This window comes from Afipia sp. GAS231 (assembly GCF_900103365.1).
In the GTDB taxonomy this organism is placed as follows: domain Bacteria; phylum Pseudomonadota; class Alphaproteobacteria; order Rhizobiales; family Xanthobacteraceae; genus Bradyrhizobium.
In genome coordinates this window covers 3128332-3141438 of the sequence record NZ_LT629703.1, presented here as the reverse complement: position 1 = coordinate 3141438, position 13107 = coordinate 3128332, and the positions used below count along the sequence as shown (strand labels likewise).

Below are 13107 nucleotides of genomic sequence, written 5' to 3'. Positions count from 1 at the left end.
TCGCGCTTACGGCGCGAGGCCCACATATTAGCCTATCCGGGCCGCGAATGAAAACACCATAACGGCGCTATTGTTTGGCGTCGGGTGCGGCCAACACCGCCTTGCAAGCGGCCGGCAGCGCCGCCATCGTCATCGGCGGCTTGGGCTTGGGCGGCTCTTTCGGCGGTTTCGGATGGAGCGTCGAATCCTTGAACCAGAAGGCCAGATCGCCGGCGCTGCAGCCTTCGCTCTCTGCCGGATCGGGTTGGCTCTCGCATTCGGGACCGCTGCCGGGCGGGCATTTGATCCGGATGTGGAAGTGATAGTCGTGGCCGTACATCGGCCGCACCTTGGAGAGCCAGTGCCGGTCGCCCTTGGCCTCGCGGCACAGCGCCTTCTTGATCGCGGCATTGACGAAGATCCGCTGCACCGTCGGCTCCAGCGCGGCATCGCGGATGACAGCCAGATGACCCGGCGTGAACACCTTGGTGTCGACGTCGAGCCGGTCGTTGCGCACCATCATGACCGCCGACATGTCCTCGCGCTCGTTGCGCGACAACGTTCGGTTCGGCATCGGCGTCAGCCAGATGTCGGCGTCCAGCCCGACCTGATGGCTGGCATGGCCGGTGAACATCGGGCCGCCGCGCGGCTGCGACATGTCGCCGACCAGGATTCCGGGCCAGCCGACATCCTTGTGCGCCTTTTCGGAAAGCCGCTTCAGCAGCGCGACCATGTCGGGATGCGCATAGAAGCGATTGCGCGACAGCCGCATCACCTGCCAGGTGGCGCCGTTGATCGGCAGCGCCTCTGCGCCGGCGATGCAGCCGTGGGCGTAAAAGCCGAGCACGCGGGTCGGCATCGCCGCCGGCAGCACCTTGCGGCCGAACAATTCCTTGGCGCCGATCCTGGGATCGTTGGGGTTGGCGAGCGGCGGCAGCGGTTTGGGGTCGACCGTGCCCTTGTCCTGCGCCCATGCGGCAGACGCATTGGCGGCGGCGAGTGCGATGAGGAGCGGGATCAGAATCAGGCGGGGTGTCATCGGATCACTCTATCTGCCCGAACGTAGCATGAAACAAGCAAGCGGGGACAAGCGCGGCAATCGCAATCGCTTGATCTCCACACAGCCATGGCGATGCGCCCAAAGGGGCAAGTAAGATCAACCCGCGTTGCCGATGCCAGGAGCGGCCGGCGCTCTTTACAAGATGCACAGCCAAACGACATCATGCGACCGGAAAATGGCTGGCAGGGGCATCTTGATGAAATTTGCGTGGGGCAAGGCGTTGATCGCCGCGGTCGCGATGGTGGTATCGTCGTGGGCGCCGGCGTCGGCCGACGTCGTGGTGCAGATCGACAAATCATCGCAGCGGATGGCGGTCAGTGTTGATGGCGTGCCGCGCTACAATTGGCCGGTCTCGACCGGCGGTGGTGGCTACGGCACGCCGAGCGGCGTGTTCCATCCGCAATCGATGGCCCGGATGCATTTCTCGCGCAAATATTACAACTCGCCGATGCCGCATTCGATTTTCTCCTATTACGGCTTTGCCATTCACGGCACCAACGACATCGCCCGGCTGGGCGGTCCCGCTTCGCATGGTTGCGTGCGGCTGCATCCGTCGCACGCGGCGGCGCTGTATGGGCTGGTCCAGCGCAACGGCGCGGGCAGCACGCGCATCGAGATCAACTAGGGCGACGTCCAACGAAAGTAGGATGTCGGAGACCACAGCCTTAACGGTCTGATAACCCTGTCGGTCATTGGCGAATATTGATGCGCAAACGCGCCGTTTCGCGCATTCGGTATGCAATTCGGACCAGCATTGCATTGCCATCATGCGTAGTCGGCAATTTTGCCGCGTTTATTTTCACTTGCGCCGTGCAACGACACACGCCCTGCGCGAACAAGCCCTTTTAACAGGCATGCAGAGCCCGGGCGGCGAAGCTGCGGATCGGCAAGAGACACCAATTTTTCAGATACTTATCGGAGAACATGGCACGCAGGATGCGGTGGGGCGTAGCGATGCCGAACAAGAAGCCAAAAACAGCCAGGAAGCCGAAACTTCCGGCGCGTGCCCGCTTGTTCGGGCGGCCGGCAAAACCCGGTCCGCAACGTTCCCCAAGCCGACGCGGTCGTGCCGAGACCGGCGAGATCGCGCGCAGGCGTGTCGAGGTCGAAGCCGCGATGGCGGATGCGCGCAAGTCGAATGAGCGGCTGCGCGAGGCGATCGATATCCTGCCGCAGGGCGTCGTGTTTCTCGACCCCGAAGGCCGCTACATTCTCTGGAACAAGAAATACGCGGAGATCTACAACCGCAGTTCGGACCTGTTCGAGCGCGGCGCGCGGCTGGAAGACACCATCCGCATCGGCGTCGAGCGCGGCGATTATCCCGAAGCGATCGGCCGCGAGGAGCAATGGATCACCGAGCGGCTCAGCAAACTTTACCAGCCCGGTGAGCGGCATGAGCAGACGCTGGCCGACGGCCGCGTCATCCTGATCGACGAACGGCTGACCGAGGACGGTGGCGTCATCGGCCTGCGCGTCGATATCACCGAACTGAAGCAGCGCGAGGCGTCGTTCCGGCTGCTGTTCGACAGCAATCCGGTTCCGATGATCGTCTGCGCAATCGACGGCGAACGGATTCTCGGCATCAACGATGCCGCGATCGAACACTATGGCTATAGCCGCAGCGAGTTCGAAAAGCTGACGATCCGCAATCTGCAGGCCTTCGATCCCGAACTGCCCTGGAGCGGCGACCGTTCCAGCGACGAGCAGAACGCGCGGACCTGGAAGCATGTCAGGGCCGACGGCACCCTGATCGACCTTGCGATCTATTCGCGTCAGCTCGTTTACGGCGACAGGCCGGCGATCCTGCTGGCGCTGATGGACATCACCGAGCGCAAGCGCGCCGAGGCGCGGCTGGCCTTCATGGCCCAGCATGACGGATTGACCGGGCTGCCGAACCGCACTTTGCTGCGGCAGCAGATGGACGACATCCTGCTGCACTCGCGGCGCAGCGCCGAGAAGGTCGCGGTGCTGGTGCTCGGCCTCGATAATTTCAAGGCGGTCAACGATACGCTCGGCCACGGCGTCGGCGACAAGCTGTTGCGCGGCGTTGCCAAGCGGTTGAAGTCGACGCTGCGCGAGGAAGATACCGTGGCCCGGCTCAACTCCGACGAATTTGCGATCGTCCAGAGCGGCGTGACACGTCCCGAGGACGCGGTGCTGCTGGCGAAGCGGCTGCTGGAGGCGATCGGCGACCCCTATCTGCTCGACGGCCATTCCGTCGTGATCGGCGCCAGCATCGGCATCGCGCTGTCGCCTGGCGACGGCGACGAATCCGACAGACTGTTGAAAAACGCCGACATGGCGCTGTCGCGCGCCAAGACCGATTTTCGCGGCACCTTCAGCTTCTTCGAAGCCGAGATGGATGCGCGCGCCCAGACCCGGCGCAAGATCGAGATCGACCTGCGCGAAGCGATCCAGAACGATGTGCTGCGGCCGTACTATCAGCCGCTGGTCGATCTTTCGACCGGCCGCATCACCGGCTTCGAGGCGCTGGTGCGCTGGCCGCATCCGGAGCGCGGCATGGTCTCGCCCGGCGAGTTCATTCCGGTGGCCGAGGAGACCGGCCTGATCAACGCGGTCGGCGGGCTGATGCTGCGCCGCGCCTGCATGGATGCGGCTCAATGGCCTGACGACGTCCGCGTTGCGGTCAACCTGTCGCCGCTGCAGTTCCGTGTCGGTAACCTGTTGTCGGTGGTGATGGACACGCTGAAGCAATCCGGCCTGCCGCCGACGCGGCTGGAACTCGAGATCACCGAAACACTGCTGCTGGAAAAGAGCGATCAGGTGCTGGCGACGCTGCATGCGTTGCGCTCGCTCGGCGTCCGCATCTCGATGGACGATTTCGGCACCGGCTATTCCAGCCTGAGCTATCTGCGCAGCTTTCCGTTCGACAAGATCAAGATCGACCAGTCGTTCGTGCGCGATCTCGGCGCCAATCCCGATGCCCAGGCGATCGTTCGCTCGATCATCAGCCTCGGCAAGGGCCTCGGGGTCACGATCACGGCCGAAGGCGTTGAGACCGAAGCCGAACTGAGCTGTCTGCGCAACGAAGGCTGCCACGAGGGGCAGGGCTTTCTGTTCAGCCGCGCACGGCCCAATGTCGAGATCGTCAGCCTGTTGAAGGCGCAGCGCGGCGATAGGCTAACGGCGGGTGACGCGCTGGTGGCGTGAGGGCCACCGTCATTCCGGGATGCGCGAAGCGCAGACCCGGAATCTCGAGATTCCGGGTCTGGTCCTTCGGACCATCCCGGAATGACATCACTTCATCCTCCGCTTCCCCAGATGATACGTCAGCGCCAACCCCACGCAGTGGCGCAGTGCGGCTTCGGGAAGCTTGTCAGCCGCATCGAGCAGGATCGCGCGGTTGCCGCTGTAGTTCAGCTCCGGGTAAAGCTCGCGAAACGTCTCGACCAGATTGGTCTGGCAGTGGAAATACACCGCGTATTGTCCGGCCTCGGCCTTCACCTGATCGATCCGGACCGTGCTGCCGCTCTTGCTCTCGGTGGTGAGATAGCTCGGCTGCCCCCATTTCAGGGCTTCTTCCAGCGGGCCGACGCCTTGGGTCGCCTTGGCCGTGTCGAGGATCAGCCGGCGCAGCGCCAGCAATTTCGCTTTGACCGGCCGAGGATAGGATTCGAAAACCCCGTCCACGGGACTTGAATGTCCCACAGGTTTCTTCGACACGACTTTTTTCTTGATCGACGTTTTCATCGCAGCCTGTCCGCGCATTGCGCCCGACAGACTAGAATATCTGCGGCACAATCGGAAGCGGGCCGCGACTACGCCTATGCGGCGTCGCGCAGGCCAGCCAGGAAGGTATCGACGCTTTCATGCAGCGCATCGGCCTGACGGCCGAGCTGGCCGGTGGCGGCCAGCACGTTGTCGGCGAGCGCGCGCGAGCGGTCGGCGGACTGGCTGGCGCCGGTGACGTTGACCGAGACTTCGCTGGTGCCGGTGGCGGCCTGCTGCACGCTGCGTGCAATCTCCCGGGTCGCAGACCCCTGTTGTTCGACGGCGGCGGCGATCGTGGTGGCGATGCCGCTGATCTCCCGAATGGTGTCGCTGATGCCGCCGATGGCAGTCACGCAATTGCCGGTCGCGGACTGGATGGCGGCGACTTGCCCCGCGATCTCCTCGGTCGCCTTCGCGGTCTGGCTGGCGAGGTTCTTGACCTCGGAGGCGACGACGGCAAAGCCCCGGCCGGCGTCGCCGGCGCGTGCGGCCTCGATGGTCGCGTTGAGCGCCAGGAGGTTGGTCTGGCTCGCGATCGCGCCGATCAGCCGCAGCACATCGCCGATCTTTTCGGCAGCAGTAGCGAGGCTGCCGACCATTTCGGTGGTTTGCCCGGCCTTGACCACGGCGTCGTCGGCGACCTGGCTTGAATGAGTGACCTGGCGGCCGATCTCGCTGACCGAGGAGGCGAGCTCCTCGGTAGCGGCGGCCACCGTGCTGACGCTGGCGGAAGCCTCTTCGGAGGCCGCAGCCGCGGCAGCGGCCTGTTCCGAGGTGCCGTTGACGCTGGAAGTGATTTCGCCGGCCACGCGCTGCATCTCCGACGTCGCTTTGGCGACGGTGGCGACGACGCTCTTGACGTCGGCCTCGAAGCGGTCGGCCATCTGCCGCTGCAAGGCTCGCTTCTCGCGTTCGGCCTGCTGCTTGGAAGCTTCTTGCGCGTCGCGCATGCCGCGTGCCTCGATCATGCTGCGGCGGAACACGTCGACCGCCGCCGCCATGGTGCCGAGTTCGTCGCGGCGTTCGCTGCCGGGGATGGTGACGTCGATTTCGCCGCTGGAAAGCCGGTTCATCACGGCGGTGATGGCGGCGAGCGGCCGCGACAGGCCGCGGCCGAGCAGGAATGCCAGCACGACGGCTACCGCCAGGATGGCGACCGTGCCGAGAATCAGGTTGCGCTGCGCGCTCGCGGCGGCCGCCTCGTATTCGGTGGTGTCCTTGATGATCTCGAGCACCGCGACCGGCTGGCCGGCATAGTTTCTGATCTGCCCGAGATAGAGGGCAGCCGAATGACCGTCGAGGACAGCGTCGCGCTGCAGCACCGCGCCGTTCATCACGTTCTTGAGTTCGTCCTGGGTTGCCACCACGCTGTCGCCGAAGGTCGAGGACAGCCGCTTGAACGCCTTGCCATCGTAGGAGTGCACGGCGAGGTCGATGCCGAAGCGCTTCTTGGCGCGGTCGACGAATTCCTTGCCGAAGGCGGCGCCGACGTCGACATTGGCGAGCGTCTTGCCGTCGCGCATGATCGGCGTCATGCCGAAGATTGAAAGGGCTTCGCGGCCGGGTTCGACGCCGACGATCGGCTTTCCGTTCCGGATCGATTCCACGACGGTCGTGCGCCGCGCTGAGGCGTCGTCGCCAAAGACCTTTGGCGCATGGACGCGGTACAGGGCAACCGCGGGGGCCTGCCAGAACGAGATCAGCGGGATGCCTTGCGCCTTCATCGATTCTAGGGCGTCGCCGAGCAACTTACCGAGGCCGTCGCGGTCCCCCTTGGCAACGGCGTCGCCGACCGGCGGTAGTGCTGCAATCACGGCGGAGACGGCGAGCGCGGCGCGTCCCTCATAATCGATCGCGGCGGTGACGCTGTCATATTGCAGCTTGAGTTGCTGATCGAGCGCCAACCGCGTCAGCGCGCGCTGCTGGCTGATGGAGAAGCCGCCGAGGATCGCACAAGCGACCGCCACCGTCAGTGCGATTGCGAGGATCAGGCGGGCGGCAATGGATCGGATCTTGAACATTCGGGAACCGGAAAATCCTGCAAATGGATGTTCTCCGAACTTCTCAGAAAATGCTTAACAACAAAGGGCATCAGGGGCCCGTCGAATGACGGTGCAAGCGCAGGGCTGCTACGGCCCGGTTGCATGGCACGGCCTCATCGCGCCGTCGGCGGGGTGGCGAGGCTGGTGGAAAGGATCGCCTTGCCGGCATCCTCGTAGTGGGTGTTGCGCGCCTGGATCTGCTGGGCGATGGCGTGCATGTCGCGAAAACGCCGTTCGAACTTGTTGGCCGCGAATACGGCGGTGGCGCCGGCCATGTGATAGGCGGTATCGACCACCGCAGCCGATTGATGAATGGTCCAGGTCGCGGCGATGCGGAGCGCGATGCGATGCTGTTCGGTGAGCGGGTCGCCGCGCGATAGATCGCGCCAGACTTCGGCCGCGGTGGTGTAGAGATAGGCGCGCGCGGCGCGCAGGGTCGCCTCGGTCTTGCCGATCAGGCCTTGCACCGCATTGTTGTCCTTCATCGCCTTGAGGCCTTGCGGTGTCTTGCCGCGGGCGAGTTCGGTGGCGGCGTCCAGCGTGGCGCGGGCGAGCCCAAGCGATGTCGCGCCAAAACCCATGCTGAACACCATGTTGGTGGTGAGCTTGTACAGCGCGCCGTTTTCCCGCAACGCCGTCGGGTCGTCGCGCAGGGCTGCGAATTTTTCCGGGATGAAGAGATTTTCGACCGAATAGGAATCGGTGCCGGTTCCCCGCAGCCCAATGACGTCCCAGACGTCGTACATCGTGGCGCTCGCCATCGGGAACAGGATGGTGCGGATCTCCGGCGAGCCGTCTTTCTTGCGCCGCTGGGTGCCGTCGGCCTCGACGACCCGGACATGGGCACCCAACCAGCTTGCCTGCCGCGAGCCGGAGGCGAAGTCCCAACGCGCACTGGCCTTGTAGCCGCCCGGAACCGCCTGCACTTCATGCGCGATCGCGCCCCAGGCGAGGATGCCGGGTGCGGTGTTGAAAATCTCGTTGGCGGCATCGGGATCGAGATAGGCCGCGGTCATGGCGCAGACGCTGCACTGGCCGAGGCACCATGCGGTCGAGGCGTCGGCCTTGGCGATCTCCTCCTGCATCTGCATGAAGGTTTCGAGCGGCGCCTCACTGCCGCCGAGGCTCTGCGGCAATAGCGAGCGATAGAGACCGTTTTCGATCAGGGCGGAGGTGACGGCCGGCGTCAACCGTCGGGTCCGCTCGATCTCGTCGGAATCGCGCGTGATCAAGGGCTGCAGCGAACGGGCGCTTTCGACGAGGTCAAAGCCGGGCTGCTTGTTCATGCGTTTCCTCGCAGTCTCTTATTTTTTGGCGCGGCGCGATGGTGGCCCATCCGCCGCGCGCGATCAAGCCAGGGAGGACGTCCGTCCTCGCATCATGCCATCGCGCGGCCGAGGTCGAGCGAGGGGTGTGGCGGTCGCTGCGCCGACGGAAAGCTCAGCGCCACCGCGATTGCGGCCATTCCGATGCCGAAGGAACCGACATGGAGCCACCAGTAGCCGTGATAGGTGTCGAACACCCATCCGCCGGCCAGCGGTCCGAGCGCCATGCCGAGGCTGGCGAACGCGGACACGGCGCCAAACACGGATCCCATGATGCGCGCGCCGAAATATTCGCGCACAAGCACCGCATAGAGCGGCATCACGCCGCCATAGGCGATACCGAACACGACAGACAGCGCATAGAATTCGCCGAGCCCTCCAACCGCGAGATAGGTCGCAATCGCCAGCGCCTGCACGAACAGGCCGCCGACCAGCACCGGCTTGGCGCCGAGGCGGTCGGCCATCGCGCCGAGCAGCAGGCGGCCGCCGAGGCCGGAGAAGCCGGCGAGGCTATAGACCGTGACCGCGGTCAACGGCGCGATGCCGCAGATCATGGCGTAGCTCACCATGTGGAAGATCGGCCCGGAATGTGCCGCGCAGCAGGCGAAATGCGCCAGCGCCAGCGTGATGAATTGCGGCGTCCGCAACGCCTGCGCCACCGTCCATTGCATTTCCGGCAATCCGGCTCCGCCTGTCGTGGCGGGTGCCGCAGCCGGCGGCGCCGGGCGAACGAGGAAGGCGGCCGGAATCAACAGCACCCATGCCGCGATGCCGATCACCAGCATCGCGGTGCGCCAGTCATAGGCCGTGATCAGGTAGCTCGCCGAAGGCGCCACCGTCAGCGGCGCCACGCCCATGCCGGCGGACACCAATGCGACCGCGAGGCTGCGGTGCTGCTCGACCCAGGCGCTCGCGACCGCGACCATCGGCGCGTAGAAGCTGCCGGCCGCGACCCCGATCAGCACGCCGAACGAAAGCTGGAATTGCCAGAGCGTATTGGCCTGGCTTGCCAGCACCAGCCCAGCCCCGAGCAGTAGGCTGCCTGCGAGCACAACGATGCGGGTGCCGAACCAGTCGGACAGCGCGCCCCAGAAAAATGCAGCTAACCCCATGCAGAGGAAATCGATCGTCGCCGCCGCCGAGACGCCGCTGCGCGACCAGCCCATCGCGTTCGAAATCGGCTGCAGGAACACCGCCAGCGACAGCATCGCGCCGAAGCCGACGCAGGTCATCAAGGCGCCGGCGCCGACCACGACCCAGCCGTAGTTGAAATTGTGGGATTTGCTCATGCGTTCCTCGCGCTTTTTTATCTTGTTGATGGTGCGCAAGGGAGATCGTGGCCTATCCGCATGCGGAGAGCAAGACGACCCGACATTCCGGGGCGACGCGAAGCAATAAAAGGGACCCAAGCGATCGCCTGGCGGCGTAGTGTGAGTATAGTGGGGATCTCGTCGTCCGGCAGAAGGAGGGACTGCTCTTCTACGTCGTAGGGATCGCATCCCTTAAAGTCGAACCAGGCGTCGGCCGGGTTCTTCCGAAATTCTGTTCGTCGGCGCCGCGAAGCAGCATGTCGGCGGCGAACGTCTGATCGTCCAATTTCCGGACCGGTCGCCACCATTGCTGGATCATCGGCGACGCCTTTGTACCAGACGCGCTCGCCCTTGTTGTGGCAGGCTATGACGCTTAGAAAGTGGTTCAACGCGGTTGTATTGTGGCGTAAACTCCACAAGCGCTGCGACAAGGCCAGACCTAGCTGGGGAGGCGCCGTGAGCGCCTCGGCTACTTCCGTCCGATCATTATGTGCATGACGGTAGGGTTGTCGTTTTTGATGCCCTCAACGCCATGGGCATCTGTTGGGACGCCTTCGGCGTTCAGAGCGTCAACAACCGCGGTGATCGCTCGGACCTCTGAAACTTGTCCTACTATGGACAGGCCTTGGATGGTGGCGTTGCCGGCCGACTCGAACCCGCTTGTGGTGAACATGAGCCCTTGGAATCCATCGGGGTATTTCCATGGGACTTGCGTCCAGCCCGCATCCCTAAGCACTGTGACAAGGATTATCATCAATTGGGCGGCCTCGGAGTCCCCGGGCGGCATCGCAACATCGAATTGCCGGGGCGCGAATGGCCTAAGTTTCTCGGAAACTCGCCGCTGCTGCTCAATGGAAAGCGTGCGTGGAGCTCTAAATTTTTCCAACTCCAATTTAGCTTCGGCGGCGCGAGCATTTGCTTCTGCCGTATCTTTCCGCAGCTGTTCGGCTTGCTTTTCGAGCTCTGCCGCTTTGAGAAGCGCATCACCTGCCGACTTGCCGGCTGCGATTCCCTCTTTTTTGGCGTCGGCTACCCTGTCATCAACCGCAAGTTTGTATGCCTCCAGCGCTCGCTCTGCCGACGCAGCTTCGCGCGTGTGCGAGATAATGGAGCCCGCCGTAGTTACGCCAATAGCTATGGCTGCTAGCGCCGCGAATATAACGGCCAATATGAGAGAGGAATCCCACCATTCGCCATTGTGGCCAAGAAATAGGGTTGAGGCGGCCGCATGTGCGCTGTCGATTGTTTCAGTCATGGGCGGGATGTTGGTGCTGTCATTTTGCATCATCGCCCTCCACGAACTACGAAGACGGCGGCGGCCACGTTAGATTTGCTCCAATGCTACCCCGTCCAGCTCCATCGCCGCAATACAAGCCAGAAAGAACGTGGCCGGGAATGTGCCCCTCGCCAGCTTATTGGTAATCGAAGCCTCCGTTTCCTTCAGGCCATGCTTCCTTAGCCGCTTGAAGGCCGATAGCCTTGACCGGCGCTACACCCGCAACCAGAGCGGCAAGCGCAAGGTAGTGGTTATCGTGGGAGCGAGACGATAATACCCTAAGACTGACGTCGAATTCGACCTCGATGCAGCCGCCTGATCGCCGTCGAACGGCTGATTGAGGCTGCTGCCGATCGCGGGAAGTGCAATGATCATATCATGCCTCTGATTTGCCCGACGTGTCAACCAAATTTCGGAAAATCAGCATGGCCCGCGTCGGCCCGCCACCGGCTACTGTGCATGGGGTTGTTTTCGATATTTTGTAGTGCGGCCACTGAAACGCTGGATTGGCGAGCTGAGCACCTACCTCAGCTATCCACCTTCAGCGCGGCAATGAACGCTTCCTGCGGGATGTCGACCTTGCCGAACTGCCGCATCTTCTTCTTGCCTTCCTTCTGCTTCTCCAGAAGTTTGCGTTTACGCGTGATGTCGCCGCCGTAGCATTTTGCGGTGACGTCCTTGCGCAGCGCGCGGACGGTTTCGCGGGCGATCACTTTGCCGCCGATCGCAGCCTGGATCGGGATCACGAACATGTGCGGCGGAATCAGCTCCTTCATCCGCTCGACCATGGCGCGGCCGCGGCCCTCGGCGCGGGTCCGATGCACCAGCATCGACAGCGCGTCGACCGGCTCGAGGTTGACCAGGATCTGCATCTTGACGAGATCCGCCGGCTTGTAGTCGGTCAGGTGATAGTCGAACGAGGCGTAGCCCTTCGAGACCGATTTCAGCCGGTCGTAGAAATCGAACACCACTTCGTTGAGCGGCAGGTCGTATTTCACCATCGCGCGGGAGCCGACGTAAGTGAGCTCCCTCTGCGAACCGCGGCGGTCCTGGCACAGCTTCAGCACGCTGCCGAGATATTCGTCCGGCGTGAGGATCGTGGCCTCGATCCACGGCTCCTGGATTTCGGCGATCTTGACCACGTCGGGCATGTCGACGGGATTGTGGATCTCGATCTCCTGACCGTCGGTCAGATGCATCTTGTAAATGACGCTCGGCGCGGTCGCGATCAAATTGAGGTCGAACTCACGCGATAGCCGCTCCTGGATGATTTCCAGATGCAACAGCCCGAGGAAGCCGCAGCGGAAGCCGAAGCCCAACGCCGCGGAGGTTTCCATCTCGAACGAGAAGCTGGCGTCGTTGAGCCGCAGCTTGCCCATCGCCGCGCGCAGCGTCTCGAAGTCGTCGGCGTCGACCGGGAACAGGCCGCAGAATACCACCGGGATCGCCGGCTTGAAGCCCGGCAGCATCTCGGTGATCGGCTTGCGGTCGTCGGTGATGGTGTCGCCGACGCGGGTGTCGGCGACTTCCTTGATTGCCGCGGTGATGAAGCCGATCTCGCCGGGGCCGAGTTCGTCGACCGGCGTCATCTTCGGCGTGAAGAAGCCGACGCGCTCGACGTCGTAGGCGGCGCCGGTACCCATCATGCGGATGCGGCTGTTCTTCTTCATCACGCCGTCGACCACACGAACGAGCACGACGACGCCGAGATAGACGTCGTACCAGCTATCGACCAGCAGCGCCTTCAGCGTCGCGTCGCGGTCGCCCTTCGGCGGCGGCAGGCGGGTGACGATGGCTTCCAGCACGTCGGGAACGCCGAGGCCGGTCTTGGCCGAGATCATCACGGCGTCGGAGGCGTCGATGCCGATCACGTCCTCGATCTGCTTCCTGACCTGTTCGGGCTCGGCTGCCGGGAGATCGACCTTGTTGAGGATCGGCACGATCTCGTGACCGGCGTCGAGCGCGTGATAGACGTTGGCGAGCGTCTGCGCCTCGACGCCCTGGCTGGCGTCGACCACCAGCAGCGAACCCTCGCAGGCCGCCAGCGAGCGCGAGACTTCGTAGGCGAAGTCGACATGGCCGGGCGTGTCCATCAGATTGAAGATGTAATCCTTGCCGTCCTTGGCGTGATAGCTGAGCCGGACGGTCTGCGCCTTGATGGTGATGCCGCGCTCGCGCTCGATATCCATGGAATCGAGCACTTGTTCCTTGCCCGCCATTTCGCGATCGGTCAGCCCGCCCGTCATCTGGATCAGGCGGTCGGCCAGCGTCGATTTGCCATGGTCGATATGGGCGACGATGGAGAAGTTGCGGATGTTGGAAATGGGGACGGTTGTCATGGGGCGCGGGATAGCATTCACATCCCCGTGCGGCAACCATATTG

Annotated in this window: 10 protein-coding genes; 2 read left to right on the top strand and 8 right to left on the bottom strand. The window is 63.7% G+C overall.

The features are described from left to right. Positions 1-67 precede the first annotated feature (67 nt). A complete protein-coding gene (gene mepA, locus BLS26_RS14870; protein WP_092512259.1) occupies positions 68-1018 on the bottom strand; it encodes a penicillin-insensitive murein endopeptidase in 951 nt (316 codons plus the stop codon). Positions 1019-1235: 217 nt separating this feature from the next. Between mepA and BLS26_RS14865 the strand changes: the two genes are divergently transcribed. Beyond that, the gene (locus BLS26_RS14865; protein ID WP_092512257.1) at positions 1236-1664 is read left to right on the top strand and encodes a L,D-transpeptidase; all 429 of its coding nucleotides are present in this window, start codon (positions 1236-1238) and stop codon (positions 1662-1664) included. A 329-nt stretch (positions 1665-1993) separates the two neighbouring features. Continuing rightward, complete coding sequence (locus tag BLS26_RS14860) at positions 1994-4210, top strand: EAL domain-containing protein (RefSeq protein ID WP_092512255.1); 2217 nt, start codon at positions 1994-1996, stop codon at positions 4208-4210. Positions 4211-4297: 87 nt separating this feature from the next. Here BLS26_RS14860 and BLS26_RS14855 read toward each other — a convergent pair whose 3' ends face one another. The 7 genes from BLS26_RS14855 to lepA form a co-directional block, all read right to left on the bottom strand. After that, entirely contained in the window at positions 4298-4750 is a 453-nt protein-coding gene (locus tag BLS26_RS14855; RefSeq protein WP_092518074.1) for a DUF1801 domain-containing protein, read from the bottom strand. Between the two features lie 74 nt (positions 4751-4824). Beyond that, positions 4825-6792: a methyl-accepting chemotaxis protein gene (locus BLS26_RS14850; RefSeq protein ID WP_092512253.1), complete on the bottom strand. Its 1968-nt coding sequence runs from the start codon at positions 6790-6792 to the stop codon at positions 4825-4827. A 134-nt stretch (positions 6793-6926) separates the two neighbouring features. Then, positions 6927-8099, bottom strand: a complete 1173-nt coding sequence (locus tag BLS26_RS14845; protein ID WP_092512251.1) for an acyl-CoA dehydrogenase family protein — start codon at positions 8097-8099, stop codon at positions 6927-6929. A gap of 92 nt (positions 8100-8191) precedes the next feature. Next, positions 8192-9427 carry an MFS transporter gene (locus BLS26_RS14840; protein WP_092518072.1) on the bottom strand — a complete coding sequence of 412 codons (1236 nt, stop codon included), beginning with the start codon at positions 9425-9427 and terminating at the stop codon, positions 8192-8194. A gap of 490 nt (positions 9428-9917) precedes the next feature. After that, positions 9918-10733: a hypothetical protein gene (locus BLS26_RS14835; RefSeq protein ID WP_157676451.1), complete on the bottom strand. Its 816-nt coding sequence runs from the start codon at positions 10731-10733 to the stop codon at positions 9918-9920. 39 nt (positions 10734-10772) lie between these two features. Continuing rightward, positions 10773-10859: a DUF6471 domain-containing protein gene (locus BLS26_RS36755; protein ID WP_244541995.1), complete on the bottom strand. Its 87-nt coding sequence runs from the start codon at positions 10857-10859 to the stop codon at positions 10773-10775. A 392-nt stretch (positions 10860-11251) separates the two neighbouring features. Then, positions 11252-13063: a translation elongation factor 4 gene (gene lepA, locus BLS26_RS14830; protein ID WP_092512247.1), complete on the bottom strand. Its 1812-nt coding sequence runs from the start codon at positions 13061-13063 to the stop codon at positions 11252-11254. Positions 13064-13107: the final 44 nt, after the last annotated feature.

What these genes read in the sequence shown, in the direction of transcription:
- BLS26_RS14835 (WP_157676451.1), bottom strand. Translation starts at nt 10,733, where the DNA reads ATGCAAAATGACAGCACCAACATCCCGCCCATGACTGAAACAATCGAC.
- BLS26_RS14860 (WP_092512255.1), top strand. Translation starts at nt 1,994, where the DNA reads ATGCCGAACAAGAAGCCAAAAACAGCCAGGAAGCCGAAACTTCCGGCG.
- lepA (WP_092512247.1), bottom strand. Translation starts at nt 13,063, where the DNA reads ATGACAACCGTCCCCATTTCCAACATCCGCAACTTCTCCATCGTCGCC.
- BLS26_RS14850 (WP_092512253.1), bottom strand. Translation starts at nt 6,792, where the DNA reads ATGTTCAAGATCCGATCCATTGCCGCCCGCCTGATCCTCGCAATCGCA.
- BLS26_RS14840 (WP_092518072.1), bottom strand. Translation starts at nt 9,427, where the DNA reads ATGAGCAAATCCCACAATTTCAACTACGGCTGGGTCGTGGTCGGCGCC.
- mepA (WP_092512259.1), bottom strand. Translation starts at nt 1,018, where the DNA reads ATGACACCCCGCCTGATTCTGATCCCGCTCCTCATCGCACTCGCCGCC.
- BLS26_RS14865 (WP_092512257.1), top strand. Translation starts at nt 1,236, where the DNA reads ATGAAATTTGCGTGGGGCAAGGCGTTGATCGCCGCGGTCGCGATGGTG.
- BLS26_RS14845 (WP_092512251.1), bottom strand. Translation starts at nt 8,099, where the DNA reads ATGAACAAGCAGCCCGGCTTTGACCTCGTCGAAAGCGCCCGTTCGCTG.
- BLS26_RS14855 (WP_092518074.1), bottom strand. Translation starts at nt 4,750, where the DNA reads ATGAAAACGTCGATCAAGAAAAAAGTCGTGTCGAAGAAACCTGTGGGA.